This is a genomic window from Halorubrum salsamenti, assembly GCF_007671685.1.
Classification (GTDB): Archaea; Halobacteriota; Halobacteria; order Halobacteriales; family Haloferacaceae; genus Halorubrum; species Halorubrum salsamenti.
The window spans coordinates 40,203-66,485 of record NZ_VCNL01000007.1; the positions used below are offsets into that span (position 1 = coordinate 40,203).

General features: G+C 69.8%; 29 protein-coding genes. 16 read left to right on the forward strand and 13 right to left on the reverse strand.

Translation table 11 applies throughout. The features are described from left to right. The first annotated feature begins 46 nt into the window (after positions 1 to 46). The 3 genes from FGL94_RS15700 (at position 47) to thpR (ending at position 3,283) form a co-directional block, all read left to right on the forward strand. Positions 47 to 1,831 carry an excinuclease ABC subunit C gene (locus FGL94_RS15700; RefSeq protein ID WP_144927458.1) on the forward strand — a complete coding sequence of 595 codons (1,785 nt, stop codon included), beginning with the start codon at positions 47 to 49 and terminating at the stop codon, positions 1,829 to 1,831. Positions 1,832 to 1,944: 113 nt separating this feature from the next. Then, entirely contained in the window at positions 1,945 to 2,538 is a 594-nt protein-coding gene (locus tag FGL94_RS15705) for a hypothetical protein (protein WP_206664945.1), read from the forward strand. A gap of 133 nt (positions 2,539 to 2,671) precedes the next feature. After that, positions 2,672 to 3,283: an RNA 2',3'-cyclic phosphodiesterase gene (gene thpR, locus FGL94_RS15710; RefSeq protein ID WP_144927461.1), complete on the forward strand. Its 612-nt coding sequence runs from the start codon at positions 2,672 to 2,674 to the stop codon at positions 3,281 to 3,283. A 15-nt stretch (positions 3,284 to 3,298) separates the two neighbouring features. Here thpR and FGL94_RS15715 read toward each other — a convergent pair whose 3' ends face one another. Further along, positions 3,299 to 4,612, reverse strand: a complete 1,314-nt coding sequence (locus FGL94_RS15715) for a hemolysin family protein (RefSeq protein ID WP_144927464.1) — start codon at positions 4,610 to 4,612, stop codon at positions 3,299 to 3,301. Between the two features lie 226 nt (positions 4,613 to 4,838). Between FGL94_RS15715 and serA the strand changes: the two genes are divergently transcribed. Then, complete coding sequence (gene serA / locus FGL94_RS15720) at positions 4,839 to 6,440, forward strand: phosphoglycerate dehydrogenase (RefSeq protein ID WP_144927467.1); 1,602 nt, start codon at positions 4,839 to 4,841, stop codon at positions 6,438 to 6,440. Positions 6,441 to 6,479: 39 nt separating this feature from the next. Here serA and FGL94_RS15725 read toward each other — a convergent pair whose 3' ends face one another. The 5 genes from FGL94_RS15725 to FGL94_RS15745 all read right to left on the reverse strand — a co-directional run bounded on the left by FGL94_RS15725 (position 6,480) and on the right by FGL94_RS15745 (position 10,209). Further along, positions 6,480 to 7,244 carry an FkbM family methyltransferase gene (locus FGL94_RS15725; RefSeq protein ID WP_206664946.1) on the reverse strand — a complete coding sequence of 255 codons (765 nt, stop codon included), beginning with the start codon at positions 7,242 to 7,244 and terminating at the stop codon, positions 6,480 to 6,482. Between the two features lie 329 nt (positions 7,245 to 7,573). After that, positions 7,574 to 8,857, reverse strand: coding sequence for a threonine synthase (gene thrC / locus FGL94_RS15730; RefSeq protein WP_144927473.1), 1,284 nt, complete (start codon positions 8,855 to 8,857; stop codon positions 7,574 to 7,576). 90 nt (positions 8,858 to 8,947) lie between these two features. After that, positions 8,948 to 9,160: a DUF7569 family protein gene (locus FGL94_RS15735; RefSeq protein ID WP_144927475.1), complete on the reverse strand. Its 213-nt coding sequence runs from the start codon at positions 9,158 to 9,160 to the stop codon at positions 8,948 to 8,950. Between the two features lie 72 nt (positions 9,161 to 9,232). Then, a complete protein-coding gene (upp, locus tag FGL94_RS15740; RefSeq protein WP_144927478.1) occupies positions 9,233 to 9,910 on the reverse strand; it encodes a uracil phosphoribosyltransferase in 678 nt (225 codons plus the stop codon). 83 nt (positions 9,911 to 9,993) lie between these two features. Next, positions 9,994 to 10,209: a hypothetical protein gene (locus tag FGL94_RS15745; RefSeq protein WP_144927479.1), complete on the reverse strand. Its 216-nt coding sequence runs from the start codon at positions 10,207 to 10,209 to the stop codon at positions 9,994 to 9,996. A 71-nt stretch (positions 10,210 to 10,280) separates the two neighbouring features. Here FGL94_RS15745 and FGL94_RS15750 point away from each other — a divergent pair, with 71 nt between their 5' ends. Both FGL94_RS15750 and FGL94_RS15755 read left to right on the forward strand, forming a co-directional pair. After that, complete coding sequence (locus tag FGL94_RS15750; RefSeq protein ID WP_144927482.1) at positions 10,281 to 10,595, forward strand: hypothetical protein; 315 nt, start codon at positions 10,281 to 10,283, stop codon at positions 10,593 to 10,595. A 94-nt stretch (positions 10,596 to 10,689) separates the two neighbouring features. Next, complete coding sequence (locus tag FGL94_RS15755; protein ID WP_144927485.1) at positions 10,690 to 10,929, forward strand: transcription initiation factor IIE subunit alpha family protein; 240 nt, start codon at positions 10,690 to 10,692, stop codon at positions 10,927 to 10,929. A 36-nt stretch (positions 10,930 to 10,965) separates the two neighbouring features. Here FGL94_RS15755 and FGL94_RS15760 read toward each other — a convergent pair whose 3' ends face one another. Beyond that, positions 10,966 to 12,210 carry a CobW family GTP-binding protein gene (locus FGL94_RS15760; RefSeq protein WP_144927488.1) on the reverse strand — a complete coding sequence of 415 codons (1,245 nt, stop codon included), beginning with the start codon at positions 12,208 to 12,210 and terminating at the stop codon, positions 10,966 to 10,968. A 119-nt stretch (positions 12,211 to 12,329) separates the two neighbouring features. Here FGL94_RS15760 and FGL94_RS15765 point away from each other — a divergent pair, with 119 nt between their 5' ends. The 4 genes from FGL94_RS15765 to FGL94_RS15780 all read left to right on the forward strand — a co-directional run bounded on the left by FGL94_RS15765 (position 12,330) and on the right by FGL94_RS15780 (position 16,001). Then, positions 12,330 to 12,536, forward strand: a complete 207-nt coding sequence (locus tag FGL94_RS15765) for a hypothetical protein (RefSeq protein WP_144927491.1) — start codon at positions 12,330 to 12,332, stop codon at positions 12,534 to 12,536. A 53-nt stretch (positions 12,537 to 12,589) separates the two neighbouring features. Next, entirely contained in the window at positions 12,590 to 12,886 is a 297-nt protein-coding gene (locus FGL94_RS15770; protein WP_144927494.1) for a hypothetical protein, read from the forward strand. Beyond that, complete coding sequence (locus tag FGL94_RS15775; protein WP_144927497.1) at positions 12,886 to 13,896, forward strand: ArsA family ATPase; 1,011 nt, start codon at positions 12,886 to 12,888, stop codon at positions 13,894 to 13,896. Before FGL94_RS15770 ends, FGL94_RS15775 begins: the two co-directional genes overlap by 1 nt. A gap of 218 nt (positions 13,897 to 14,114) precedes the next feature. Further along, complete coding sequence (locus FGL94_RS15780) at positions 14,115 to 16,001, forward strand: carbon starvation CstA family protein (protein ID WP_144927499.1); 1,887 nt, start codon at positions 14,115 to 14,117, stop codon at positions 15,999 to 16,001. Between the two features lie 64 nt (positions 16,002 to 16,065). Here the strand turns inward: FGL94_RS15780 and FGL94_RS15785 are convergent, their stop codons facing one another. Further along, positions 16,066 to 16,692 (reverse strand): hypothetical protein, encoded by a 627-nt coding sequence (locus tag FGL94_RS15785; protein ID WP_144927502.1) that lies wholly within the window; start codon positions 16,690 to 16,692, stop codon positions 16,066 to 16,068. Next, positions 16,685 to 17,065 (reverse strand): cupin domain-containing protein, encoded by a 381-nt coding sequence (locus tag FGL94_RS15790; RefSeq protein ID WP_144927505.1) that lies wholly within the window; start codon positions 17,063 to 17,065, stop codon positions 16,685 to 16,687. The genes FGL94_RS15785 and FGL94_RS15790 overlap by 8 nt, the downstream gene beginning before the upstream one ends. Before the next feature lie 133 nt (positions 17,066 to 17,198). Between FGL94_RS15790 and FGL94_RS15795 the strand changes: the two genes are divergently transcribed. The 4 genes from FGL94_RS15795 to FGL94_RS15810 all read left to right on the forward strand — a co-directional run bounded on the left by FGL94_RS15795 (position 17,199) and on the right by FGL94_RS15810 (position 19,054). After that, positions 17,199 to 17,477, forward strand: a complete 279-nt coding sequence (locus tag FGL94_RS15795; RefSeq protein ID WP_144927508.1) for a hypothetical protein — start codon at positions 17,199 to 17,201, stop codon at positions 17,475 to 17,477. A gap of 57 nt (positions 17,478 to 17,534) precedes the next feature. Then, positions 17,535 to 18,221: a DUF5828 family protein gene (locus tag FGL94_RS15800; RefSeq protein WP_144927511.1), complete on the forward strand. Its 687-nt coding sequence runs from the start codon at positions 17,535 to 17,537 to the stop codon at positions 18,219 to 18,221. Between the two features lie 131 nt (positions 18,222 to 18,352). Then, positions 18,353 to 18,595, forward strand: a complete 243-nt coding sequence (locus FGL94_RS15805; protein ID WP_144927515.1) for a hypothetical protein — start codon at positions 18,353 to 18,355, stop codon at positions 18,593 to 18,595. Positions 18,596 to 18,676: 81 nt separating this feature from the next. Beyond that, positions 18,677 to 19,054, forward strand: coding sequence for a helix-turn-helix domain-containing protein (locus FGL94_RS15810; protein WP_144927518.1), 378 nt, complete (start codon positions 18,677 to 18,679; stop codon positions 19,052 to 19,054). 104 nt (positions 19,055 to 19,158) lie between these two features. Here FGL94_RS15810 and FGL94_RS15815 read toward each other — a convergent pair whose 3' ends face one another. The 4 genes from FGL94_RS15815 to hisB all read right to left on the reverse strand — a co-directional run bounded on the left by FGL94_RS15815 (position 19,159) and on the right by hisB (position 23,930). Next, entirely contained in the window at positions 19,159 to 19,767 is a 609-nt protein-coding gene (locus tag FGL94_RS15815; RefSeq protein WP_144927521.1) for an IMP cyclohydrolase, read from the reverse strand. Between the two features lie 429 nt (positions 19,768 to 20,196). After that, the gene (cgi121, locus tag FGL94_RS15825; protein WP_144927524.1) at positions 20,197 to 20,796 is read right to left on the reverse strand and encodes a KEOPS complex subunit Cgi121; all 600 of its coding nucleotides are present in this window, start codon (positions 20,794 to 20,796) and stop codon (positions 20,197 to 20,199) included. Next, positions 20,793 to 23,258, reverse strand: coding sequence for an ATP-dependent DNA helicase (locus tag FGL94_RS15830; RefSeq protein ID WP_144927527.1), 2,466 nt, complete (start codon positions 23,256 to 23,258; stop codon positions 20,793 to 20,795). Before FGL94_RS15830 ends, cgi121 begins: the two co-directional genes overlap by 4 nt. A gap of 75 nt (positions 23,259 to 23,333) precedes the next feature. Then, positions 23,334 to 23,930, reverse strand: a complete 597-nt coding sequence (gene hisB / locus FGL94_RS15835) for an imidazoleglycerol-phosphate dehydratase HisB (protein WP_144927530.1) — start codon at positions 23,928 to 23,930, stop codon at positions 23,334 to 23,336. Positions 23,931 to 24,034: 104 nt separating this feature from the next. Between hisB and FGL94_RS15840 the strand changes: the two genes are divergently transcribed. Further along, complete coding sequence (locus FGL94_RS15840; RefSeq protein WP_144927534.1) at positions 24,035 to 25,486, forward strand: APC family permease; 1,452 nt, start codon at positions 24,035 to 24,037, stop codon at positions 25,484 to 25,486. Beyond that, on the forward strand, positions 25,486 to 26,283 hold the full coding sequence (locus FGL94_RS15845) for a universal stress protein (RefSeq protein ID WP_144927536.1): 798 nt from the start codon (positions 25,486 to 25,488) through the stop codon (positions 26,281 to 26,283). The genes FGL94_RS15840 and FGL94_RS15845 overlap by 1 nt, the downstream gene beginning before the upstream one ends.

The window sequence follows — 26,283 nt, forward strand, 5'->3', positions numbered from 1 at the left end:
GATCCGCCCGTAGCGTTCAAACGCGTTCGGCGGCTACGGAGATCCGATGGACGCCGACGCCGTGCGCGAGCGGGCCGCGGACCTCCCGACCGAGCCCGGCGTCTACCAGTTCCGGGCCGGAGAGACGACGCTGTACGTCGGCAAGGCGGTCGACCTCAGCGACCGCGTCAGGTCCTACGCCGACCCGCGCTCGGGGCGCATTCGGGGGATGGTCGGGCGCGCCGACCGGATCGAGTTCGCGGTGACGGACACGGAGACGCAGGCGCTGCTGCTGGAGGCGAACCTCATCAAGCGGCTCCGACCGCGGTACAACGTCCGGCTGAAAGACGACAAGTCGTACCCGCTTGTCGCGATCACGGACCACCCGATCCCGCGGATCGAGGTGACCCGCGACCCCGAGGAGGGCGCCGTCGCGTACGGCCCGTTCACGAACAAGCGACGAGTGGACGCGGTCGTGAAGGCGATCCGCGACGAGTACCGCCTCCGCGGCTGCTCCGACCACAAGTACGCGAACCGCGACCGCCCCTGCCTCGACTACGAGATGGGGATCTGCTCGGCCCCCTGTACCGGCGAGATCGACTCCGAGAGCTACGCGGAGGACGTGGCGGCCGCCCGCCGGTTCTTCGAGGGCGAGACCGGCGTCCTCGCCGACCCCCTGCGCCGGCGGATGGAGGCCGCCGCCGGGAGCGCGGAGTTCGAGCGCGCCGCCAACCTCCGGGACCGGCTCGAAGCGGTCGAGGCGTTCCACGGCGAGGGCGGCGAGGCCGTCAGCGACCGCACCGACGACCGCACCGTCGACGTGCTCGCGGCCGCCGCCGAGGGCGACACCGCCCGCGTCGCCCGGCTTCACAGCGAGCGCGGCCAGTTGGTCGACCGGAGCCGGCACCGACTCGATGCCGCGGCGGTTGGGGACGAGGGCGACGGAGACGATGTCGGGGAGGAGGACGCCGGGGAGGACGCCAACACCCCCGCCGCGGTGCTCTCCGCGTTCCTCACGCAGTACTACGCCGAGCGGGAGTTCCCGGACGCGGTCCTCCTCGCGGAGCGCCCAGCCGACCCGGACGTGGTCGACTGGCTGGAGGCGGAGGGGGTCTCGGTCCGCGTCCCGGGCGCGGGCCGCGAGGCGAAGCTCGTCGAACTCGCGCTGAAGAACGCCCGCAAGCGCGGCGGCCGCGAGGACCCCGTCGGCGCGCTCGGCGAGCGGCTCGGGATCGACCGCCCCGCTCGGATCGAGGGCTTCGACGTGAGCCACGCGCAGGGGACCGCGGTGGTCGGCTCCGACGTGTGCTTCGTCGACGGGAGCGCGGAGACGAGCGACTACCGCCGGAAGAAGCTCACCGACCGCAACGACGACTACGCGAACATGCGCGAGCTGGTCCGGTGGCGCTCCGAGCGCGCGGTCGCCGGCGAGGACGACCGCCCCGACCCCGACCTCCTCCTGATCGACGGGGGCGAGGGCCAGCTCGGGGCCGCCCGCGACGCGCTCGCGGAGACCGGCTGGGACGCCCCCGCCGTCGCGCTCGCGAAGGCCGAGGAGCTGGTGGTGACGCCGACCGGAACCCGAAAATGGCCCGACGACGCCCCCGAACTCCATCTGCTCCAGCGCGTTCGCGACGAGGCGCACCGCTTCGCCGTCTCCTATCACCAGACCGTCCGCGACGAGGTCGCGACGGTCCTCGACGACGTGCCCGGGGTCGGCCCCCAGACCCGCCGCCGGCTCCTGCGTCGGTTCGGATCGGTCGAGAGCGTACGCGAGGCCTCCCTCGATGACCTCACCGACGTCGACGGCGTCGGCGACGCGACCGCCGAGACGCTCCGAGAGCGCCTGTAGCGCGACGAGTCGATCCCGGACCCGTTCACTCCCCGCAGGCGATCCGCGCGACGCGTGCGGGACGTTCCCGTTCTCACCGAAACTACTTACCGGTGAGCTGAACATTCCACGGCATGGCTTCGCCCTCCCCCGTCCGGCCCCTCAGGCGCTACTCGGTCCCGCTGGCCGTGTTCGCCATGGTGGCGGTCGCCGTCCTCGTCATGCCCCCGCTCGTACTCGCCGAAGCGACGACGCGGACGTACGCCCTGACCGCGGCGATACTCATCCTCGCTCTCAGCTCCGCGTTTCCGTACGCGGTGCTCGTCGCGCTGGGGACGCTTCCGCTCTGCTACGCCGGCGTCGCGAGCTTCGCGGCACCGCGTCCGGCGGCCGACGAGCCGCATCCCTTCTCGGCCGTCGCGGCCCTCCGACACGCCGTCGCCGGTCTCGCGTACGTCTCGGGGTCGGCCGCGGTCGGCGCCGTCGGGATGGGCGCCCAGATCGGGCTGTCGAGCGACCTCTCGGCGATGCCGGCGGCCTTCCGGCCGTCCTTCCTGCATCTCGGCGGCGTGCTCGTCGCCGGGGCCTTCGTCTCCCTGCAGCTGTGGCGGTACGAGACGCCCCCGACCGAACTCGCCCCGCGCACGGTTCTCGGAACGCTCGCTCTCGGCGTCCCGATCGCGCTGTCGCCGGGCGTCGCCTTCTGGGTGTTCAACGGGGCCCTCTGAGAACCGGTTCCGGCGAGGGCTCCCCGGACACCGCACCGTCGTCGCACCGCCGCCGTCGAGCCGCGCCCCTCGTTCTCACCGCCCCCTCCTCACCCCACACTTATGAACGATCTCGCCCAACCCCCGGCCGTCTATGCGCGCGTTCTTCGCCGTCGACCTCCCGGACGACCTCGCGGCTCCCGTCGCGGACGCGCAGGCCGCGTTCGCGGACGCGGCGGGGTTGACCCTCGTCGACCCCGAGCAGACGCACGTGACCCTGAAGTTCTTGGGCGAAATCGGTGAGGGTAGCGGGGTGGACGGTGGCGGCGACGGCGGCGAGAGCGGCGACGACGACTCCACACCCGCCCTCGACGACGTGATCGCGGCCGGCGAGCGCGCGGTCGAAACCACCGACGTCGGCCCCTTCGAGTGTGCGGTCGAGGGATTCGGCGTCTTTCCGAGCCTCGACTACGTCTCGGTCGTCTGGGCGGGCGTCGACGCGGGGAGCGAGGAACTGACCGCGCTCCACGAGGCCCTCGAAGCGGAGACGACCGCGCTCGGCGTCGACCCCGAGGACCACGACTTCACCCCGCACGTCACGCTCGCCCGGATGAACGACGCCCGCGGGAAGGAGTTAGTGCAGGAGGCCGTCCGCGAGCGTGACCCCGATATCGGCCGGTTCGAAGCCGAGACCGTTCGGCTGGTGAAATCGACGCTGACGAGCGACGGGCCGGTGTACGAGCCCGTCGCGTCGTTCGGTCTGTAGCGGGAGCGACCGCGGTCACTCGGTGTCGCCGTCGGATAAACCGGCGTTCGCGGACGCGTCCGGGCCGCCGTCGTCGCTCTCGATCCCCGGATGCTCGACCCGCACTCGGGTCACTCGCGTCGCGGTCGCGCCCGTGACCGCGAGCGTCACGTCGCCGATCTCGACGCGGTCGCCCTCGGCGGGGACTCGGCCGAGCTGCCGGGTCACCAGCCCCGCGACGGTCTCGGTGCCCCCCTCGATCGGGAGGTCCAGCCCGAGCGTCTCGTTGAGGTGCGCGACGGTGGTCCACCCGCGCACGACCGCGGCGTCGGGCGCGACCACGTCGACGTGGTCGGTCTCCCACCGGCCGACCAGCTCGCCGACGACCTCCTCGACCACGTCCTCCAGGGTCACGATCCCGGCCACCGAACCGAACTCGTCGACGACGATCGCCATCCGGAGATCGCTCTCCCGCATCGCCGCGAACAGCTCGTCGACCGGCTGCGTCTCCGGGACGAAGGTCGGCTCGCGGAGCGCGCTCGCGAGGGGCTCCCCGCGCTCGTCGGCGGCGACCGCGTCGCGCAGGTCGACGATCCCGACCACGTCGTCGCGGTTCTCGCCGTACACCGGCATGCGCGTGACGCCCTCCGCGGCGGCGGTCGAGACCGCCTCGGCCGGCGTGGCGGTGTCGGCCAGCGCGACCATGTCGGTCCGGGGGACCATCACCGCCGACACGCGGACCGACTCCAGATCGAGGACGCCGCGGATCATCGCGCCCTCGTCCGGGTCGAGCGCGCCCGCCGCCTCGCCCGAGAGGACGAGCGTCTCGATCTCCTCGCGCGTGAGGTACGACTCGATGTCGGACTCGCCGCCCGTGAACCGGTTGACGACGCCGGAGAGCGCCTCGAACACGTACAGCACGGGACGGATGACGCGCTGGATCGCGACCACCGGCCGGGAGACGCGAAGCGCGTGCTTCTCGGCGTTCGCCACCGCGTACGACTTCGGCGCGATCTCGCCGAAGACGATGACGAAGACGGAGGTGACCAGCGTCGAACCCGTGGCCGCCTCGCCCCCGGAGAAGCCGAACCGGACGAACACCGCGGTGGCGACCGACGCGGCCGCGATGTTGGCGACGTTGTTGCTCACTAGGGCGGTGACGAGGAACCGGTGCGAATCCCCCCGAAGCACCGCGAGCGCCCGCGCGCCGGGCACGTCGGCGGCGAGCAGCGAGTCGACCCGGTGGACAGGGACCGAGAAGACGGCGAGCTCGGAGCTGGAGAAGAAGGCGCTGATCCCCGTCAACACGAGGATGGCGGCCACGCCGGCAAACGCGATCGTGATGTCCATACCCGTCCAAGCGGCCGGATATAAAAGGCAGTACCGCCGGGCGATAGGCTCCGAACCGATCTTGGTCCGGTGGTGAGACGAAATCCTGCCCGGAGGATCGGTACCCACGAACGAGTGGGTTCCATCCGAAACGAAGGGGTTTGAGATCCGCGATCGCGGATCGTCACGGCCGGCAAAACGGAGCGATGAGGAAAGGGTTAACCTCGCGCCGCCGGTGAAAACGCCCATGAAGGTACTCGTGACCGACCCCATCGCCGACGCGGGGTTGGACCGACTCCGAGACGCCGGCCACGAGGTCGTAACGGACTACGAAGTCGAGGGCGACGCGCTGCTCGACGCCGTGAGCGACGCCAACGCGCTGATCGTTCGCTCCGGGACCGACGTGAATGAGTCGGTCTTCGAGGCCGCCTCCGAGCTCGTCATCGTCGGGCGCGCCGGCATCGGCGTCGACAACATCGACATCGAGGCCGCCACCGACCACGGCGTCATCGTCGCCAACGCGCCCGAGGGGAACGTCCGGGCCGCCGCCGAGCACACGGTCGCGATGACGTTCGCCGTCGCGCGCTCGATCCCGCAGGCCCACGGCCGCCTCGTCGGCGGCGAGTGGGCGAAAGGCGAGTTCCTCGGCACCGAGGTGAACAACAAGACGCTCACCATCGTCGGCCTCGGCCGCGTCGGGCAGGAGGTCGCCAAGCGCCTCGACTCGCTCGGGATGGATCTCGTCGTCTACGACCCGTACATCTCCGAGGAGCGCGCCGACCGGCTCGGCGCCGAGCTCGTCGAGGACCTCCACGAGGCGCTCGCGCGCGGCGACTTCGCGACGGTCCACACCCCGCTCCTCCCCGAGACCGAGGGGATGATCGGCGAGGACGAGCTGGCCCAGCTCGAGGGCGGCTACCTGATCAACTGCGCCCGCGGCGGCATCGTCGACGAGGACGCGCTCGCGGCGGCGGTCGACGACGGCGTCCTCGCGGGCGCCGCGCTCGACTCCTTCGCCGAGGAGCCGCTCCCGCAGGACTCGCCGCTGCTCGACGTCGAGGAGATCGTCTTGACGCCTCACCTCGGCGCCTCGACGGAGGCCGCACAGGAGAACGTCGCGGTCGACACCGCGGAGGCGGTGCTCTCGGCGTTCGACGACGAGCCCGTCCTGACGGCGCTCAACGCCCCCTCCGTCGACGAGACCGCCTTCCCCCGGATCAAGCCGTACATCGCCGTGGCGGAGACCGCCGGCAAGGTCGCCGCGCAGCTGCTCGACGGCCGGATCACGGAAGTGGAGGCGACCTACGAGGGCGACATCGCCGAGGAGGACGTGGAGCTCGTCACCGCGAGCGCGCTGAAGGGCGTCTTCGAGCCGCTGGAGTGGCAGGTGAACTCGGTGAACGCGCCCCGGCTCGCCGAGGAGCGCGGCATCGAGGTCACCGAGTCGAAGACCCGCCAGACCGAGGACTTCCAGAGCCTCGTGCGCGTCACCGTCCACAACGGCGAAGACTCGATCGCGGTCGAGGGAACCCTGTTCGCGGGTGAGGACCCGCGGATCGTCCGGATCGACGGCTTCCGCGTCGACGCGGTCCCGTACGGTCACATGCTGGTCGCGCGCAACACCGACGAGCCCGGCGTCATCGGGCTCATCGGCACCGTGCTCGGCGACCACGACGTGAACATCGCCGGGATGTACAACGCCCGCGAGACGCAGGGCGGCGAGGCGCTCACCGTCTACAACCTCGATCAGGACGTGCCCGACGAGGCCGTCGAGGCGCTGCTCGCCGACGACCGGATCGTCGAGGTCACCGAGATCACGCTGGACGACGACGACCGACGGGCGGAGTAACGGCTCGGTACGTTCGCTTTCAGCGGACCCCGGTTCGGCTCAGTCCGCGCTGTTCGATTTCGCACCGATGAGCATCGACTCCCCTTTGCCCTCTCGGATGGGTTTCTCCGTGACGGAGAACCCGTGTGATTCGAGGGTGGCACGGATATTCCCCACCGAACTCCCCTGTTTTTCGAGTCGGTCCGCGTGTGTCTCACAGTACACTAACCGGCAGTCGGGGCGCGACAGCGTTGCTTCTAACCCGTCGAGTACCGCCTGTTCGGCGCCTTCGACGTCGATCTTGAGAACGGTCGGACGGGGAAGGTCCTCCTGGGCGATCAGCTCGTCACCGCGGATCTTCGGAACCGTGATCGACTCGAGGTCCGGGGACCAGTCGGAGACGAGCGTGTGGCCGGCCGACCCGACCTTGTCCAACGTGATCGTGAGATCCGCTTCTCCCGTCGACTCGGCGAGCGCACGCCGGAAGACGGAGATGTCAGCTCCGTTGAGATCGGCGTTGTCTTCGAGCCGGTCGGCGTTGCCGGGATGGGGCTCGAACGCGATAACGGGCCGGGTCACCACGTCCGCCACGAGACACGAGTACAGCCCGAGATTGGCACCGACGTCGTAGAAGACGTCATCGCGACGCAGGTTCGACACGAGATGGTCGAGGATCGGTCGTTCTTTGATCGTCCGAAAATCCGTCCACTCGTTCCGCGTCGGGATGTGGAATCGCGCGCTGGCGCTTCCGACTTCGACCCCGTACGTCTCTCCAGCCAATCGGTACTGGAGGCCACCCCACCAGCGGTAGAGCGGCAGTACCACTGGTTTAAGTCTCAACGACTCGACGAGGTGCCGTCCCCAGCGATACAGGCGTGAGGTTACGGAGCCCATACTTGGCACGGACCGGTACCAGTCGTATTAGTATGTCTCAGCTAACGCACGCCATCGAGTATTACCCACCCGGAGGCCGATCACCGCGTGGGTTCCGTTACCGCGTGTTTCAGACCGTCGCGGCGCGGGATTCACGCCTCGGATCGACCACGCGCTGGGAATGCGATGGACGCCGGACAGCTCCGATTCTCCCGGGGGCACGCGACTGATCGCGGCGGTTCCACACTCGATCGGCCGCGCGAGCCAGCCGCGCGAGTCGATCAGTCGCGCAGGTGTTCGACGACCGCGTCCACGTCGTTCGGGACGGGTTCGGGGTCGCCGCCGGCCTCGTAGGCGGCGTCGGGGTCTTTTAAGAGGTGCCCCGTCGTCAGGCAGACGACCTGCTCGTCGTCCTCGACGACGCCCTCGCGGCGGAGCTTCCTGAGCCCGGCGAGGCTCGCGGCGGAGGCGGGCTCGACGCCGACGCCCTCCTCGGCGAGGTCGCGCTGCGCGTCGGTGATCTCGTCGTCGCTGACGGCGACCGCCGTGCCGCCCGTGTTCCGAATACCCGGGATGGCCTTCGGCGCGTTGACCGGGTTGCCGATGCGGATCGCGGTCGCGCGCGTCTCGACCTCCTCCCAGCGCCGGACCTCGTCGTTCCCCTCCTCGATCGCCTCGACCATCGGCGCGGCGCCCTCGGCCTGCACGCCGGTCAGCTTGGGGACCTCGTCGACTTCGAGCGCGCCCGACTGGACCAGCTCGCGGAACGCTTTATAAAGCGCCGAGGTGTTGCCCGCGTTGCCGACGGGGAGGACGATCCGGTCCGGGAACTCGCCGTAGTCGTCGCGGAACGCCTCTAAGATCTCGAAGCCGATCGTCTTCTGGCCCTCTAGGCGGAACGGGTTCAGGGAGTTGAGCAGGTACGCCTCGCCGCGGGCGGCCAGCTCCTGGACGATGTCGAGGCAGGCGTCGAAGTTGCCGTCGACTTCGAGGATTCGGGCACCGTGGAGGCTCGCCTGCGCGATCTTCCCGGCGGCGACCTTCCCCTCCGGGAGGAGCACGAGCGTCTCCATCCCGCCGCGGCCGCCGTAGGCCGCGAGCGCGGCGGAGGTGTTGCCCGTCGAGGCGCAGGCGAGCGCGCCGACGCCCAGCTCCTCGGCGACCCGAACGCCGACGGTCATCCCGCGGTCCTTGAACGATCCGGTGGGGTTCATCCCCTCGTGTTTGATCCGGAGCGCGTCGACGCCGACCGCCTCCTCGATCCGGGGGACGCGGTGGAGCGGGGTGTCGCCCTCGGGGAGCGTCACGCCGAGGTCGAAGGGGAGCGCCTCGCGGTAGCGCCAGACGCCGCGTTCGGGGCCCTCGGAGGGAGCGCCCGCGCCGAACTCCTCGAAGGTCGGCGGGTCGGCGTAGCGGACTTCGAGCAGGCCGTCGCACTCGTCGCAGGTGTACCGGACGTCCTCGAAGGGAGCGAACGTCTCGTCGCACTCGATGCAAGCGAGCCACGTCCCGTCGTCGGCGCAGTCGGGCGCCGCCGGGGCCGGGGCGTCGATGGCGAGATCCATTACGTCGCCGTCCGTGCCGCCGCGGCTTAAGACGGGCGGTCGGGACGGACGTTGCCGTGCGGATGAGAAGTGCGGCCGGCTTCCGGCCGCTCAGTCGACGATGATCTCGGAGCTGTCGCCGTCGTCGGGGCCGGATCCGAGTCGGTCCTGGTAGCGCTGGATCCAGTCAGCGAAACAGTCGGGACAGAGCCGCTGGGTGTCGATGTTCGCCCGGTCGACGCTCAGCCGGACGACGCGCGCGAGCGCGTCCGTGGTGGGGTCGCCGCAGCCGTCGCAGGGCTCGGTCGTCGGCGCGTCGCTCATACGGATCGGTCGCGCGGGCGGTTCTTAAAAGTACGTCGGCGGCGGAGGAGCGTCTCCGTCACCGCGGTCGTCTCAGACCGTCCGGAACGCGCGGTCGCCGGCGTCGCCGAGGCCGGGGAGGATGAACCCGTCGTCGTCGAGGCGGTCGTCGATGGCGACCGTCAGCAGGTCGGCCTCGGGGACTGACTCGCTCACGCGCACGAGCCCCTCGGGCGCGGAGACCGCCGAGAGGACGAACAGGTCCTCGAAGTCGCCGGCCTCGTCGAGGACGTGGTCGAGGACGGCGCACATCGTCGAGCCGGTCGCGAGCATCGGGTCCGCGACGATCACGGTGTCCTCGGGCCGGATCTCGGGGAGCTTCACGTAGTCGATGGTGATCGGGAACTCGCCGTCGGCGGTCATCCCGGCCTCCTCGTCGCGGCCGGCGGAGATGACGCCCTGCTTCGCGCGCGGGAACGCCTTGAGGAGCCCCTCGACGAACGGGGTCGCGGCCCGGAGGACGTTGATGATGACCACGTCGTCGAGCCCCTTCACGCGCTCGCCGGTGGTCTCCTCTAAGGGGGTCTCCACCGGGACGTACTCCGTCTCCATCGCGCCGTCGATGATCTCGTACCCGCAGATCCGGCCGAGCTTCACGAGCCCCTTCCGGAACGCGACCTGCTCGGTCTCGACGTCGCGGAGCCGCGAGAGGGTGTCCTTCGCCAGCGCGTGCGTGATGAGGTGTGCGTCGTCGCGGTCTTCGATCGTCATTGTCGGAAAAAGCGCCGCGTTCGGCTTAAAAGATGACGAAACCCGCCGGTTCGTCGGCTCGCTCGGTCGGCGGCGCGACCGACTCACCGCAACACCGCGAGGTACGTCACCCCGAAGACGATCAGCGCGAGCGTCCCCACGTTCACCGCGGTGAACGCGACCGCGCCGAGCCGGTCGAGCCCCCAGACGACGGTCCACGCGAACCATCCGGACAGGACTGCGTTCAAGAGGAGGATCAGCCGGGGGTCCCCTTTCGACTCCTCGACGCCCTCGCGCATCCCCTTCGACTCCTCGCTCATAGGGAACGTCGTGGGAGACCGGCACTTAGCTCTTTGTCCGTGCGGCTCGTACGGTTCCGCTGGGTGTCGAGATGCGTGTTCACAACCGCCGCGGTGACCGGGTAGACCCCGTTCCGTTCCTCGTCACCGGCGGAATCGCGTTCGCGTTTGCGCTCTCGTTCGGCCCGATCTACGGCCTCTCGTACGGGCTCACGCTCGCGACGTCGCTGGCGCTGTCGACGCTCGCGTTCGCGGTCGCGACCGCGATCGCCTACCAACAGCTCGTCCGCTGTGCCCCGCCGCGTGACGCCGGTCCGCTCCCGCCGGGCCCGCGGGTCGAGCGGCTGCTGTACGCCGGGATAGGGCTCGGCGTCCTGATCGTCGCGCTCACGCTCCCGCTGCTCTGACCCGCGTTCGCCCGGCCACCGATCGACTCCGCGGCTGTGCGTCGCACTCACACACCACCGGGAGAGTAAGGTGCCGCACTCCGAACGATCGGTCATGGGTCTCTTCGACACGGTGACCGACGTGCTGGAGGGATCGACCCAGCGAGCGCCCGGGACCGCCGGCGACGACGGCTCCGAGGGGTCGTACTGGTGTGACGACTGCGGCGTGCGAGTCCGCGACGTCGAGGTCGACGCGGAGGGGTTCGACCGCGACGGCGACGGCACCCCGACCTGTCCCGACTGCGGCGAGTCGATGCGGTTCGAGCGCGCGAGCGGGCCGGGCTGCGCCTGTTGAGGGCGCCGCCTGTCGTCCCGCCGTTCGGCCCCCGGCTCAGGGCTCGCGGAGCGCCAGCTCCGCGCCCTGTTCCGACGGGAAGGGAAGTTCCCCGTCGATCTCGTCGCCGTCCTCCTCGAAGGTCGCCCACTCCGCGTCGGTGACGAGCGCGTCGTCGAGGCGCTCGCGGATCGCCGCCTCGTCGATGTCGGTCCCGATGACGACGTACTCCGTCAGGCGGTCGCCGTGTTCGTCGTCCCAGTCGAGGGCCGGCCGGTTCGAGCGTAGCATGTCTCGCTCGACCGCCGGGAGGCTCGCGATCCAGGGGCCGAGCGCCTCGACGCGGACCGACCGCCCGGCCTGCCCGACCCGCTGGCGCTGGTCCGTCCCCGCGACCCACAGCGTCCCCTTCGATCGGACCACGTCGTCCGGGAAGTCGCGGAGGAGGGCGGCGAGCCGGTCCGGGTGGAACGGTCGCCGGCGGCGGTAGGTGAAGGAGGTGACGCCGTACACCTCGTCGGGGTGGCGGTGAGCGTGGTCGTGGTGGCCGCTATCGCCGTGAGCGTGGTCGTCGCCCTCGCGTCCCCCGGCCAGCGCCCGCTTCCACCCCGGCAGGTCGCCGAGCGCGTTCGCCTCGAACAGATCGACGTCGAGGATGCGGTCGGGGTCGACCGCGGAGAACTCCGAGACGACCGTCTCCGCGTCGGGCTGGAGCGCGCCCACGAGCTCGACCGCTTCGTCGATCTCCGCGTCGGTACAGAGGTCGGCCTTGTTACACACCACGAGGTTGGAGACCTCGACCTGCTCGACGAGGAGGTCCGAGAGCGGGCGGTCCTCCTCGTCGCCGTCCGCGGCGACGCGACGCTCGGGGGCCTCGGCCCCGGCGAAGGCGTCGAGGAACTGTCGCGTGTCGATCACGGTCACCAGCGCGTCGACGCGATAGCGGGCCGCCGCGCGGGACTCGGTCGTGAACAGCCGCGCGACAGGCGCGGGTTCGGAGATGCCCGACGACTCGACGACCAAGGCGTCGAAGGAGCGCTCGTTCGCGAGCCGGACCACGGCGCTTTCGAGGTCGTCCTGCAGCTCACAGCAGATACAGCCGTTCGACAGCTCCGTGACGCCCTCGACGTCGACCTCGGACTCCTCGGCGATCAGCTCGGCGTCGACGTTCACGTCGCCCATGTCGTTGACGAGCACCGCGACGTCGCGGTCGCCGGCGTTCCGCAGAAGGTGGTTCAGCAGTGTCGTCTTGCCGGCGCCGAGGCTTCCCGAGAGCACGGTCACCGGGATCCGGTCGTCCATGGAACCCCTCGGTCGGCGGCGCCCTTCAACTCGGCGGCGACGGGTTCGCAGAGACGTTCGACCCCGTCCGGCCGTCGAAAGCCGATACGTTGATACGTCGGGCCCGCGGACCGCGCACCATGTTCCAGTCCGTGTCCGCGGTGGGGATCGTCGCGACCGTCATGACTCTCCTCATGGTCGTCGCGATGCTGTATCTCGTCTGGGGTGCGGTCGGTGAGAGCGCCCACACGCCGACCCCCGACGACGGCGATCAGCCGGAGCTCGGCGAGGGCGACGACGCGGACGAGGCGCAGGCGGAACTCGCCGCCGACGGCAACTCGGCCTGATCGGTCCGCGGGTCCGCGACAGCTTTTACCCCGCCGGCGTATCACGATGAATCATGACAGTCGCCGATCGGATCGCCGCCTTTCGGGCCGCCCTTGAGGAGTGGCTCCGCGGGCTGTACCACGGGATGATAACCCATCCGGCCTACGAGAAGATCGAGAAGGAGGCGGAGGACACGGAAGACGAGTTCATGCTCGCGTGTTTCCCCGACGCGTTCGGGATCCCCTCGCCGGTCTCGTACTACACCGCGGAGCTGCTCCCCTACCTCGAAGACGAGTTCGAGGCGTGGGAACGGCGGCTCTGGGACCGCGAGAGCCTCATCGAACGAAAGGGCCAGCAGTACCACTTCTGATGGAGCGGTTCGTCTTCTTCGGCGGGAAGGGCGGCGTCGGGAAAACCACCGTCTCGTGCGCCTACGCACACCGCTGTGCGGACGCGGGGATACGCACGCTCGTCGTCTCCACCGACCCCGCGCATTCGGTGTCCGACGTGTTCGACCAGCGGTTCGGCGACGACCCGGAGCCGGTCGACGGAATCGAGGGGCTCGACGCGATGGAGATCGACCCCGAAGACGAGATGCAGCGGCACCTCCAGGAGATCCGCGAGTCGCTCTCAGAGCAGGTGTCGGCGGCGATGGTCTCGGAGATCAACCGCCAGCTGGAGATGTCGCACGGGACCCCGGGCGCGTACGAGGCCGCCCTCTTCGACGCGTTCGTGGGCGTGATGCGCGAGGAGAGCGACCCGTACGACCGCGTCGTCTTCGACACCGCTCCGACCGGGTCGACGCTGCGGCTGCTCGGGCTCCCGGAGTTCCTCGGCGACTGGATCGACCGGCTGCTGTACAAGCGCAAGCAGTCGATCGACCTGTTCGAGAAGGCCGCGATCGGCGACATGGAGCCGCGGCGCCTGATGGAGGGAGACCCCGTCTTGGAACGCTTACAGCGCCGAAAGGAGTTCTTCGAGTTCGCCGGCGACACGATGCGGAACGACGCCGCCTTTTACCTCGTGTTGAACCCCGACCAGCTGTCGGTCAACGAGACGGGCCGGGCGATCGAGGGGTTCACCGAGCGCGACCTGCGCGTCCGCGGGCTCGTCGCGAACAAGCTCACCCCGTCGCCGGACGACGACGAGGAGGGGCGGGGGGCAACCTACCTCCGTAACAGGGTCGCGACCGAGCGCGAGCGCCTCGATCAGGTCCGCGAGGAGTTCGAACCGCCGCTGGTCGCCGAGATCGAATCGCGGACGCGGGAGGTGCGCGGCGACGTGCTCGCGGAGGTGGCGGCCGCGCTCGACATCGAGACGGACGTCGATGACGATGGGGACGGGTCCCACGTCGACGACCCCGTGCGCGCCGATCGGTGAGGGCAGGCCCACTCCGCGAGGTGAAGGCAGGCCCGACCCGCGACCGCGCGCAGTAGCGCCCGCTCACTTCCACAGTGTATTTTATTAATTGATATAAGCAATAAACCGACACCGACCGAGTGAAACCGCTTCTCTGCGGGAGTCTTCGCCGATATATCATGGTTGAAGATAATGTTTAAGTGATCGATAGTGAATCGATATCACGAGGGAGGGAACCTATGACAAACGTAATTTGGATCGTCGTTGCTGTGCTCGGCACGTTCACCGTGGGGTATATGGGGTACTCCCGGTACCTCTCGCAGTTCGTCGACCTCGACGACGAGCGGGAGACGCCGGCACACAAGTACGAGGACGGACAGGAGTACGTACCGGCGAAGAAGCCGGTGCTACTGGGGCATCACTTCTCGAGTATCGCGGGCGGCGCGCCGATCGTCGGCCCGATCACGGCGGGGGCAATCTGGGGGTGGGTCCCGGCGTTGCTGTGGGTCGCTATCGGCAATCCGCTGATGGGGGCGGTTCACGACTTCATCTCCCTGTCGGGTTCGATGCGACACGAGGGGAAGTCGATCGGGTACATCATCGGTGAGTACGTCGGCGAGCGCGGCAAAAACATGCTGCTGTGGTTCGCGTTCCTCACGATCATCCTCGTGGTCGCGGTGTTCGCGCTCGTCGTGGGTATCGTGTTGAACGCGTTCCCGTCCGCCGCGACCGCGAGCCTGGTGTACATCGCGCTCGCGTTCGCGTTCGGCGTCTACCTCTACCAGCTCGACGGGCCGTTCCTTCCCGGGACGGTCGTGTTCGTCGCCGGCGTGTTCGCGGGCGTCTGGCTCGGTATTCAGTACCCGCTCGCGCTGTTCCCGGCGGTCGAGGCCGGGACGTACCCGACGGGGACGATCGTGCTCTTCGAGTTCCTCGGGAACGGGGCCTGGCTGCCCGGCGCGGTGATGAGCACCGACGCCATCCTCCAGCCGAACGTCGCGGCGTGGGTGCCGGTGATCCTCATCTACGCGACGCTCGCGAGCGCGCTCCCGGTGTGGGTGCTGCTCCAGCCGCGCGACTACCTGTCGTCGTTCCTGCTGTACTCGGGCGTCGGCGGGGCGCTGGTGGCGATCATCGTCGGCACCCTCCTCGGTACCTCCGCCCAGCCGTTGACCATCGACCCCTCCATCGGGGCCTACATGGGCTTCTTCGGGAGCGACCTGGCCATCGACACGCGGGGGATCACGCCGCTGTTCCCCATCCTGTTCGTGACGATCGCCTGCGGGACCATCAGCGGCTTCCACTCGCTCGTGTCGTCGGGGACGACGGCCAAACAGCTGAACAAGGAGAGCGACGCCCGCCTCATCGGCTACGGCGGTATGCTCGGTGAGGGACTCCTCGCGGCGGTCGCGATCTCGACGCTCGCGGTGGCCGGCGCGACCACGGCGGCCGCGGGCGGCGGCATCGGCGGCGCGCTGCCAAACTTCGCGACCGGCGGCGGGATCATCCTCACCAGTCTCGGGATCCCGCAGGCGTACGGCGCCCCGTTCATGGCGCTCGTGCTCGTGAGCTTCCTGCTCACCTCGACCGACACCGCCGCGCGGCTCGGTCGGTACATGATGGAAGAGATCGTCGGGACTCGCGGCAGCGGGACGACCACGGGCCTCTCGACCGACCTCGGCAGCGTCGCGAAGGGCCGGTACACGAACCCCGTCGTCCAGTCGCTCGTCGCGTACCTGCTGGTCATCTCCGGCGAGTGGGTGACGCTGTGGGCGCTGTTCGGCGGCGCGAACCAGCTACTCGCGGCGCTGGCGCTGCTGGCCGGCACCGTCTGGCTCGCCAACTGGGACGAGTCCAAACAGCTCGTCTCGACCGGCGTCCCGATGACGATCATGGTGACGATCACCGTGCTCGGGCTGTCGTGGGTGGCGCTGTGGGACAACCTCTACCAGAAGCTCATTCTGGGGAACGTCACCGCGCTCGCCGGACAGATCTCCGCCGTCGTCCAGATGGCGCTCGCGTTCGTACTCATCTATCTCGCGCTGTCGCTGGTGCGGATCGGCTACGACAACATCACGACCGTGCGGGGCGGGAGCGAACCGGCGGCCGAACCGAGCGACGACTGAGCGTCGCTCTCGTCCGGGCGGTCTCCACGAGATTTTTCGCGCGAGCGCGGTCAAAACGCGGCGATCAGCGCCAGAACCGCTTGGCGAACCGCGAGAAGAACCCCTCGTTCGGCGGGTCGACCCGCTCCCACAGGCGGAAGGCCGCGGCGGTGTCGGCGTTCTCGCTGGCGACGATCTCCTCGCGGTCGGGCGCGACCGCGACGAGGTTCACCTCGTAGTGGCCGTAGTACCCGAACTTCAGGAGGGTCCGGTCGCGGAACCCGTCGACGAACGCGGCGACGTCGTCCGGGATTCGGTCGGCGACGAGCGCGACGGTGATGTCGGTGCCGTAGTGTTCTTCGTGGCCGTCGATCCGCTTCTCGGCGACGTCGTGGGCGAACTCGACCAGTCGCTCCAGTTCGCCGACGCTCGGCGTCGACACGCGACGAGCGAAGACGTACTCCATCAGGTCGTGGTCCGCGTAGCTCAACGCCGGATGGAGGAACTGCTTCTGGTTCCGCACCCGCATCTCGGCGGTGAGATCGAAGCGTTCGCCGTCGGCGACGACGTCGCGGTCGAGGTCGTAGCTGTACATCAGCCGGTCGGAGACGCGGTCGAGGTACTCGTCGTCGTAGTCGGGGACCGCCTCGCGGATCTCGGCCGGGAGCTCCTCGGGGTCGCGGCGGTCGTCGCTGCCGGCAGCGTCACTCATCGGTCGGATCGTACGCGACCGCGTCGTCGTCGGCCGGCGGCGCCCCGATCGCGAGCACGGTCACCGGTCGGTCGGCGTCCGCGGGGTTGTACGCCCGCTGGGGGCTCTCCGGATCGACGACGAACAGGTCGTCCGCGGGCACCTCGTAGGTCCCGTCCGGCGTCTCCACCGCGAGGGTCCCGTCGAGCACGTAGAACGCCTCCTGTTGGGTCTCGTGGTAGTGGTACGCCAGCGGGAGCTGCTCGCCCGGCTCCGCGCGGAAGCGGTTGATCGCCGCCGCTTCGAGCCCCCCGGGGCCAGCGAGCTTCCGGCACTCGCAGGGGCGGTCGGGCTCCGGCTCGACCGACTCCGTGTCGACGACGCGATATCCCATGTGAACTCGTTCCACGGAGCGAGTAAAAGGTCGTCGGGGTCCGTCCGAGGGGACCGAGACCGGACGCGAGGCGGTACCGGAGGTGAGAGGCGGTTTTAACACCGTGGAACGCCTACACGCGGCACGAACACACATGACTGACCCGGAGGCCCGAACTCAAACGGCGCGGGCGCAGGACGCCCACGACCAGGAGATCAAAGCGGAGGCGTGCGGTCGGTGTTCGATGTCGACCGTCGTGGGCGCGGTGAGCGGGGACCGGGACCCGGAGGAGCGCGCCGAGCGCGATCCGTTCGCCGGCGAGCGCATCGAGGTCGACGAGTCGTCGATTCGACGGGTGTCGCCGGCGGGGTTCCTCAGCGATCTGAAAGACCGGATCGACGCGTTCGGCCGCCGGCTCTCGTACGGGAAGTAGCGGTTCACGCCGCGTCGGGGAGACTTATACGCGTTCGTGTCATAGCGGGGGCAAGCGATGGAAGAGAGCATCTCCGGCTTCAAGGTGCGCGGGGACTGGGGCGATGTCGTCGAACACGGCGAGCGGATCGCCTTGGCGCTCCGGGAGACGGGCGCCGACGGCGACGCGTTCTACGAGTTCGACGACTGGCGTCCGAAGTCCCACGAGCGTATCGACGAGGACGTGTCAGAGAAGACTGCCGAACAGGCGTCCGTCGGCGAGGGCGAGGGCGAACAGGCCGGGAAATCGCCCGGTGAGGACCTTCAGACGGCCGGAGAGAAGCTCACAGAGTCCTACGAGAAGGTCGAGGAGAACGACACCGAGAGCGCGATGGAGAGCTGGGGCGAGTCGATCGGTCACGTCGCCCGCGCGGCCGACTCGGCGAGCCGCAAGGCGCTCCGGAAGGTCGAGGACACGGTGTACCGGAAGGTGATGACCCAGATGGCGCCGTACTACTTCGACAACGAGCTCGTCAGCGCCAACATCCAGGAGGTCGGCCGCGGCGAGGGCGGCGAGACGTTCGTCTTCGAGGTGAACGTCAACGACGACGAGCTGAAAGACGAGGTGAGCGACATCCTCGCGGAGTACGAGTCCGAGATCGACCGCTGGCACGTCGAGGCCGAGAAGCGGACCGAGGACGTGGCCGCCGCCGAGGGAGTCGAGCCACCGGAGGAGGAGGGCGGTCCGGACTCGACGATGACCTGACCCTGATCCCGTTCCGTCGGCTCGAACACCCCGAACCGTCGGCTCGAACACCCCGAACCGTCGGCTCGAACACCCCGAACCGTCGGCTCGAACACCCCGAACTTAACTCGCGGAGCCGCGAACGAACGCCAATGACCGAGGTACTCCGGGTGGCGGCCGGCGAGCTGTCGGTCGACGAGATAATCGACGCCCTCAACGACGGACAGCGGATCCTCGTCGACGTCGAAGTCGCCGGCGGCGACCACGAGGTCGTGCTCCGGTACGACGGCGAGACCTACCACTGCGACACGCCGACGAACCTCCACCGCCACAGCGACGAGTCGGGGATGCGCGGGTGTATCCGTCGGATGGGATACGCCGCGGGCGACGACTGATCGCCGCCGACCGACATCTCGACACCGCCATCACGCGGGGCGGATGGCGACTTTTAACCCGAGCGCCGCCGAACGGCACCTATGAGCGATCGCGAGATCGAGGACCTCGTCGGCGACGTGTCTCCCTCCTTCGAGCACGTGCTCTCCTGCGTGTTCGGCGTCCGGGACCACGAGAGCCGCACGTACCTGACGCTGCTCGATCATCCGGGGAGCACCGTCGCCGAGCTCGCCGAGACCCTCGATCGGGACCGGTCGAACGTGAACCGGTCGCTGTCGACGCTGCGGGAGAAGGGGCTCGTCGAGCGCCGCCGCCGCTTGCTCGACTCGGGCGGCTACGTCTACCAGTACACCGCGATCCCGGTCCCGGAGGCGAAAGAGCGCCTCCACGACGCCCTAGACGAGTGGGTGGAGGGCGTCCACGCCGCGATCGACTCGTTCGACCCGGACGACCTGGAGTAAGCGTCGCTCCTCGGTCCGTTCCTCTCGCCTGCCCTCTCCGCGTGTCAACTGACGAGCTCGAAACGCGTCGGGAGCCGGAACGCCGTCGGAAGCCCGGGGTTCCGTCACTCCGCGTCGTTGTCGAACGCCAGCGTCGCGCCGTCGGCGTCGACGGTCGCGCCCGCGGCGCACACCGGGTGTTCGAAGTCGGCGCCGAGGACCTCGGTCGCGGCCGCCGCGGCGTCGGGCGTCTCGGCGTCCGCCGCCGCGAACTCGTACGACTCGGGGCTGTCCGTCTCGTAGGTGGCGACGATGGTGGGCTCGTCGACGGCCTCGACCGCGAGCCCGTCGCGGCGGACGACCCCGATCGTCGCGGTCTCGGCGCCGACGACGCCGGCGATCCGGGGCGTGTCGTAGTCGTCCTTCTCGAAGTCGAGCGCGAGCAGAGGCGTTGCCAGCGCGTCGCGGGCGGGGTACCCCAGTTCGAGCTTCTCCGCGATCGGGTCGACGTGCGAGCCGTTGCCGACGACGGCCAGCGGCTCGTCGGTCGGCGTCCGGACCGCGCGCGCGCAGTTGTACGAGACGTACGGGTTGTCCGTGTCGGGAGCGTCCGGGGTGGGTCCGACCGTGAGCGTCCCGTCCCGATCGGTGACGCGACGGTTCGGGAACGAGCGCGAGGAGACGCGGTAGGCGCCGATACCGGGAGCGACGACGACGAATCGTCCGACGTACATACAGGTTCGTGGCTATCCGACCGGCTAAAGCGCATCGATATGCGCACGTTCGGCGATCGGATTCGCACGGGGCCGCTCCCCCGCCTCCTCACACTCCCCCCGATTCGCTTCCGATCGACTGTGAACGCGTACCAGAGGGCCGGCGACGCGCAACGCTTACAAAGACCCACTGGCTATCGGTGAGTGCGCACAGTCCATTGGGGTAGTGGCCAATCCTGTTGCCTTCTGGGGGCAACGACCCTGGTTCGAATCCAGGATGGACTATTCTCGCGGTTCGCTCCGGTCGATTTTCGTCCGATTCGCCGATCCGCCCGCCGTCGGAGCCGCGTCCCACTCTCGCCCTCCGTTTCGGTTGGAGTCGAAATTTCTACTGGAACGAAACCGCCGCCACGTACTGCGTTTTCCAATCGAAGTAAAGGGGTTCGGCTCCTACTTCTCGACGTCGAGAAGCGCGACGCGTTCGCGGACGATGTCGGGGAGGTCACCGGCGGTCGCCGCGATTTCGCGCTCGCCGATGTCGTAGAACTCCCGGACTCGTTCCGCGTCGAACGCGGGATCGAACTCGCCGTCATCGACGGGTCCCGCCGGCGACACGAGCAGATCCCTCACCGACGCGACGGCCGCGTCGAGGTCCGCGTCGGGCCGATCCGCGCTCGGAACCGCTCCGAAGTCCGCGACGAGGACGACCGCGCGCTGTTCTCCCTCCTCGACGCCGAGCGTGAACGCGCGGTCGATCTGACGTCTGCCGGCCGCGTACAGCATGACCTCGACGCCCGGATCGCGGGCGACGGCCTCGCCGCGGGCGATCGCGCGGGCGGCGAGGCGGGTCGCCTCCCGGAGGTGCGCGGCCGAGACGACCAGCTCCGCGTCGAACGCCTGTACGACCGCGCCCGTCTCCGCCGCGATCTCGTCGAGCGACGCGAGGAACGCGTCGAGGTCGTCGATGGCGGCGGTGCCCGCGACCAGACGGTGAGGCGGAGTCGGCGGGGAGAGGAGCCCGCCGTCGGCTCCGGCGTCGCCGTCGCTCATCGGAAATCACCCAGGCTCGCCTGTCCCTCGCCGTCCTCGTCGCTCGCGGAGCCGGCGGTCGCGGCCGCGGAGGCCGACTTGTCCGGTCGCACGTCGTCCATCGAGGGGTCCTCGCGGCCGGCATGTTCGAGGATCCGCTCGGCGGTGCGCTCGCGGCCGCGGAGCGCGCCGAGGACGACCGCCTTGTCGGCCTCCCGGAGGTCGGCGCGGGTCTCGATCCCGGCCTCGAACAACCGCCGGGCGCGCTTTCGGCCGACGTTGCGGACGCCGGCCAGATCGAGCAGCTCCTCGCGGACGCCGTACTCGATGCGCTTCCGAGCCTCGCGGACCGCGACGACGACGTCGCCGTCGACGCCCTCCACGTCGCGCGCGAGGGTCTCGGCCGCGCGCAGCAGCCACTCGGCGGTGTCGACCTTCCCGCGGATGTCGCCGGGGCCGACGCCGTACCGCTCCGTGATGCGGTCCTCGTCGACCTCGTTGGCCCAGTCCTCCAGCAGGCGGGCCGTCTTCAGCGAGGCGAGCCAGTCCTCGAAGCGCACGTCCTCGTACTCGGAGGGCACGTCGCCGAGGAACTCCGCCTCGCGCTCGTAGCAGAGCTCGGTGTACTCCTCGCGGTCTCCCGACTTCAGGTAGAGCTCGTACATGTCGGGGGTGCGGCTGACGAGGTGGTAGAGGCCGAGGGGGGTGACTTCGGGGGCCGAGGCCTCGGCGTCGTCGGACGCCTCCGTTCTCTCCCCGTCGTCGCCTGCCGTCGACTCGTCATCGCCGGGCCGCGTGTACGTCCCGAACCCGGGCTCGTTGCCGTCGTCACCGGTCCTGACGAACTCGCCGTCTTCTCCCTCGGCGCGCGCGGCCGCGCCGTCGGCGTCCCGAGCGACCGACCGGAGCCCGTCGATCATCTCGGCCGCGCTCATCGGGTCGAGGTAGAGCCGCGAGACGGTGTGACCGATGCCGGTCGCGGTCAGGCCCTCGCTCCCGCCGTCGCGGTCGCGCTCGATGAAGCCGTTGACGGCGAGGTAGTCGAGGACGGTGTCGGTGACGGCCGCGAGCCGCCCCTCGTCGTCGGTCTGGGTCGCGTAGAGGGTGTTGTCGAGGAAGGAGAGCAGCCCGTCGCGCGTGGAGGCGAAGCCGGAGGCGACGGTGGCGAGCACGTGGGTTCGGAGCGCGGGTTCCGCCGCGAGCTTCGAGCGGACCGGCTCGGGGTCGGCCCAGAGGTACCGCTCGAACAGCTCCTCTTTCGTGTCCGCGTCGTTCGCGAGCAACACCGCCTCGCCGTACGGGTCGAGTCCGGGGCGCCCCGCGCGCCCGCACATCTGGTGGACCTCCAGCACGTCGAGGGGCTTCATCCCGCCGAACTCCCCGTCGTACCGGCGCCAGTCGCGGACGATCACCCGGCGGGCGGGGGTGTTGACGCCGGCGGCCAGCGTGGGCGTCGCGGAGATGCACTTGATCAGCCGGTCGCGGAACGCGTCCTCGACGCGGGCTCGGTCCTCGCTCCGGAGCCCCGCGTGGTGGAAGGCCGACCCCCGCTCGACCGCGTCCGCGAGGTCAGAGGCGGTGTCGGTGTCGGAGCCGGACCGGATCTCCTCGGCGAGCTCGCGGAGTTTATCGCACTCCTCGTCGGTGAGCCGGGGGCCGGTCACGTCGGTGAGCTTCCGCGCCGACGACTCGGCGTTGCGTCGGGAGTTGACGAAGACGAGCGAGGAGCCGCCCTGCCCGTCCTCCTCGGTGTCGAGCGCGTCGGCGACGAGCCGGGCGGTCTGGTCCTCGCCGCGCTCGACGGGGACCTCCCGCTTGCTCCCGTCCGCGAAGTCGATCGCGTTGCCGAAGTGGACGCCCATCCGGAGGTCGATGGGGCGCCAGTCGGACTCGACCAGCTCGGCGTCGAGCCAGTCGGCGATCACGTCGGCGTTGCCGACGGTCGCCGAGAGCGCGACCGTCTGGAGCCCGGGGTTCACCCGCCGGAGCTTCGCGAGGGTCACCTCGAGGGTCGGGCCGCGGTTCGGGTCGTCGACGAGGTGGACCTCGTCGCTCACGACGCAGGTGAGGTCGTCGATCCACGGCGCGCCGTTGCGGATGAGCGAGTCGACCTTCTCCGAGGTGGCGACGATGATGTCGCGGGTCGCCAGCCACTCGCCGTCCGACTCGTAGTTGCCGGTGGAGACGCCGACCGTGACGCCGAACTCCTCCCAGCGCTCGAACTCGGTCTTCTTCTCGCTGGCGAGCGCGCGCAGCGGGACGATGTAGAGGGCCTTCCCGCCGCGCTCGACCGCGGAGAGCATGGCGAGCTCGGCGATCAGGGTCTTTCCGGAGGCGGTCGGGACCGCGGCCACGAGGCTCTCGCCGTCGGCGACGCCGGCCTCGACGGCGGCCTCTTGGGGGGGATACAGCTCCGCGACGCCCTCCGCTTCGAGCGCCTCGCCGACGCCCGCGGGGAGCCCGGAGAGCGAACTCGGTTGCATTGGTGGAGGGTGGGTCCCGACCCGATTTAAACCGTCGGAACGCCGTTGCGGGCGGCTCGGCGGCCGCCTCCCCGCCTACAGCTCGCCCTTCGTACTCGGCGTGTCGCTGCGGCGCCCGTCGAGCCGCGTCGCGTCGTCGAGCGCCCGCGCGAGCGCCTTGAACAGGGCCTCCACCTCGTGGTGAGCGTTGTCGCCCGTTTCGACCGCGGCGTGGAGCGTCAGGCCGGCGTTGTGTGCGAGCGAGAGCGCGAAGTGGTCGGCCATGACGCTCGTGAACTCCCCGACCGACTCCTGGGAGAACTCGCCCTCGAACTCGTAGTACGGCCGGCCCGCCACGTCGACGACGACGCCGGCGACCGCCTCGTCGAGGGGGACGCGCCGGTCGGCGTATCGCCGGATGCCGCGCTTGTCGCCGAGCGCCTCGTCGAACGCCTGCCCGAGACAGATCGCCACGTCCTCGACCGTGTGGTGGTCGTCGATCTCGAGGTCGCCGTCGCAGTCGACCGTCAGGTCGAAGAGGCCGTGCTTGGCGAACGACGTCAGCATGTGGTCGAAGAAGCCGATCCCGGTGTCGACCTCGCTGTCGCCGTCGCCGTCGACGGCGAGGGTGAGGTCGATCGTCGTCTCGCCGGTCTCCCGCGAGACGGCGGCCGCGCGCTCGTGGTCGCTCATACCGGCCCGTCGCGGCGGATTCTTAAGGCGGTTGTGGGTGTGTCGGGCGACGCCCCCGGCCGGCGGTGGATATTTGCCGCGTCCGGGAGTCGTTCGCACACGGAATGACCGACTCCGAATCCCCCGACTCGCCCGGCCCGCCGACAGCGACGGAGTCCGGCGCCGCCGTCTCACCGGCCGGCGGCGATGTCCCCGACGCGCTCGCCGCCGTCGTCGACGCCGACACCGGGGAAGGGGAGCTCGAACGGACGATCGGCCTCGTCGGCGGCCTCGCGATCGGCGTGGGAACGATGATCGGCGCGGGGATCTTCGTGTTCCCGGGGCTTGCGGCCGAGAACGCCGGCCCGGCGGCGTCGCTCTCGTTCGCGATCGGGGCGGTGATCGCCCTGCTCGTCGCGCTGCCGGCGTCGGAGCTCGCCACGGCGATGCCGCGCAGCGGCGGCGGGTACTTCTTCATCTCGCGCGGGCTCGGCAGCGCCGCCGGCGCGGTCGTCGGGCTCGGGCTCTGGCTCGGGCTCGTGTTCGCCGCCGCGTTCTACCTCGTCGGACTCGGCAGCTACGCCGGACAGGTGTTCCTCGAAGCGGGGATCGCGCTCCCGATCGACCCGGCGGTTCCCCTCGGCGTCGCGTTCGGCGTCGGGCTCACGGCCCTCAGCCTGTTCGGGACCGAGAACACCGCGGCGCTCCAGAACGGGATCGTGATCCTCCTCTTAGTCATCCTCACGCTCTTTTTAAGCTACGGCTCGCTCGACGCGCTCGGCGTGTTCGGCGCCGAGCGCGTGCCGGAGCGCTTCTTCCCGCCCGGCGGGGCGCTGCCGGTGCTCCAGACGGCGGCGCTCGTCTTCACCTCCTACCTCGGATTCGCGCAGGTCGCGACCGTCGCGGGGGACATCACGGAGCCGAGCCGGAACCTGCCGCTGGCGATGGTCGGCTCCGTGCTCCTCGTCGGCGTCTTCTACGTCGTCACGATCTTCGTCGCGACGAGCGCGTTCGGGAGCGCTCGCCTCGGCGAGTTCGGAGAGACCGCGATGGTCGAGGTCGCCCGGTCGTTCGTCGGGCTCCCGGGGGCGCTGGCGATCGTCGTCGCCGGGCTGTTGGCGACGTTCTCCAGCGCGAACGCGTCGATCCTCAGCGCCTCCCGCGCGGTGTACGCGGTGAGCCGCGACGGGGTCATCCCCGAGACCGCGAGCCGACTCAACCTCGCGTACGGCACCCCGCACGTCGCCCTCGGGCTCGCCGGCGGTCCGATCGTCGTGTTGGCCGCGACCGGACAGGTGGCGCTACTCGCGGAGGTCGCCTCGTTCCTCCACCTCGTGATGTACGGGCTGATCTGCGTCGCACTGATCAAGCTCCGCCGAGAGGACCCGGCCTGGTACGACCCGTCGTTCCGCTGTCCGGCCGGGTTCGCGGTCGCCGGCGTCGGCGGGCTCGCGAGCTTCGCGCTCATCGCGTTCATGCAGTCGGCGTCGATCGGTGTCGGCGCCGCCGTCATGATCGCGGCCTACGGCTGGTACCGGTACTACGCGACCGACGTCGAACTCAAAGGTGACTTCTGATGACCGAGACACCCGCGGAAGACGGAGGGGAACAGCCCGAAGTCGGAGAAGGTGCCGCGACCGGAGAAGGGGCCGAGACCGACCGACCCTCGGTGTTGGTCCCGCTGGAGGTGTTGGAAGGGGAGTCGCCCCCGCCCGGCACTCCGGAGCTCCTCGCGAACGCCCGCGTCGTGCTGCTCGGATATCACGTGATACCCGAGCAGACCGCGGCCGAACAGGCGCGCGAGCAGTTCGGCGAGACGGCGATGTCGAAACTCGGTGAGTTCGCCGACCGTCTCGCCGAGGCCGGTTCCGACGTCGAGACGCGGCTCGTGTTCACTCACGACAAAGAGACCACGATCGACCGGCTCATCTACGAGTACGACTGTCTCGCGGTCCTTGTCCCGAACAGCACTGAGCGCGTCGACTCGGTGCTCGTCGCGCTCCGCGGCACGATCGGCGTCGGGCGAAACGTCCGGCTCGTCGCCGGGCTGTTCGCCGACGCGGGCGTCGATGTGACACTGTATCACGTCCTCGACGAGGGCGAGTCCCTCGACGACGGGGAGTCGTTCCTGAACGGGGTCAAAACCGACCTCGTCGAGCGCGGGATCGATCTCGACAGGATCGAGACGCTCGTGGAGGACGCTGACGCCTCGATCGACGCCATCGCGGGTCGAGCCGAGTCGCACGACGCGGTCGTGATGGGCGAAACCGATCCGTCGGTCACCACGTTCGTCTTCGGGATGCCGTCGGAACTGGTGGCCGAGCGCTTCCTCGGCCCGGTGTTAGTCGTTCAGCGCGAGCGCCCGGAGGAGTAG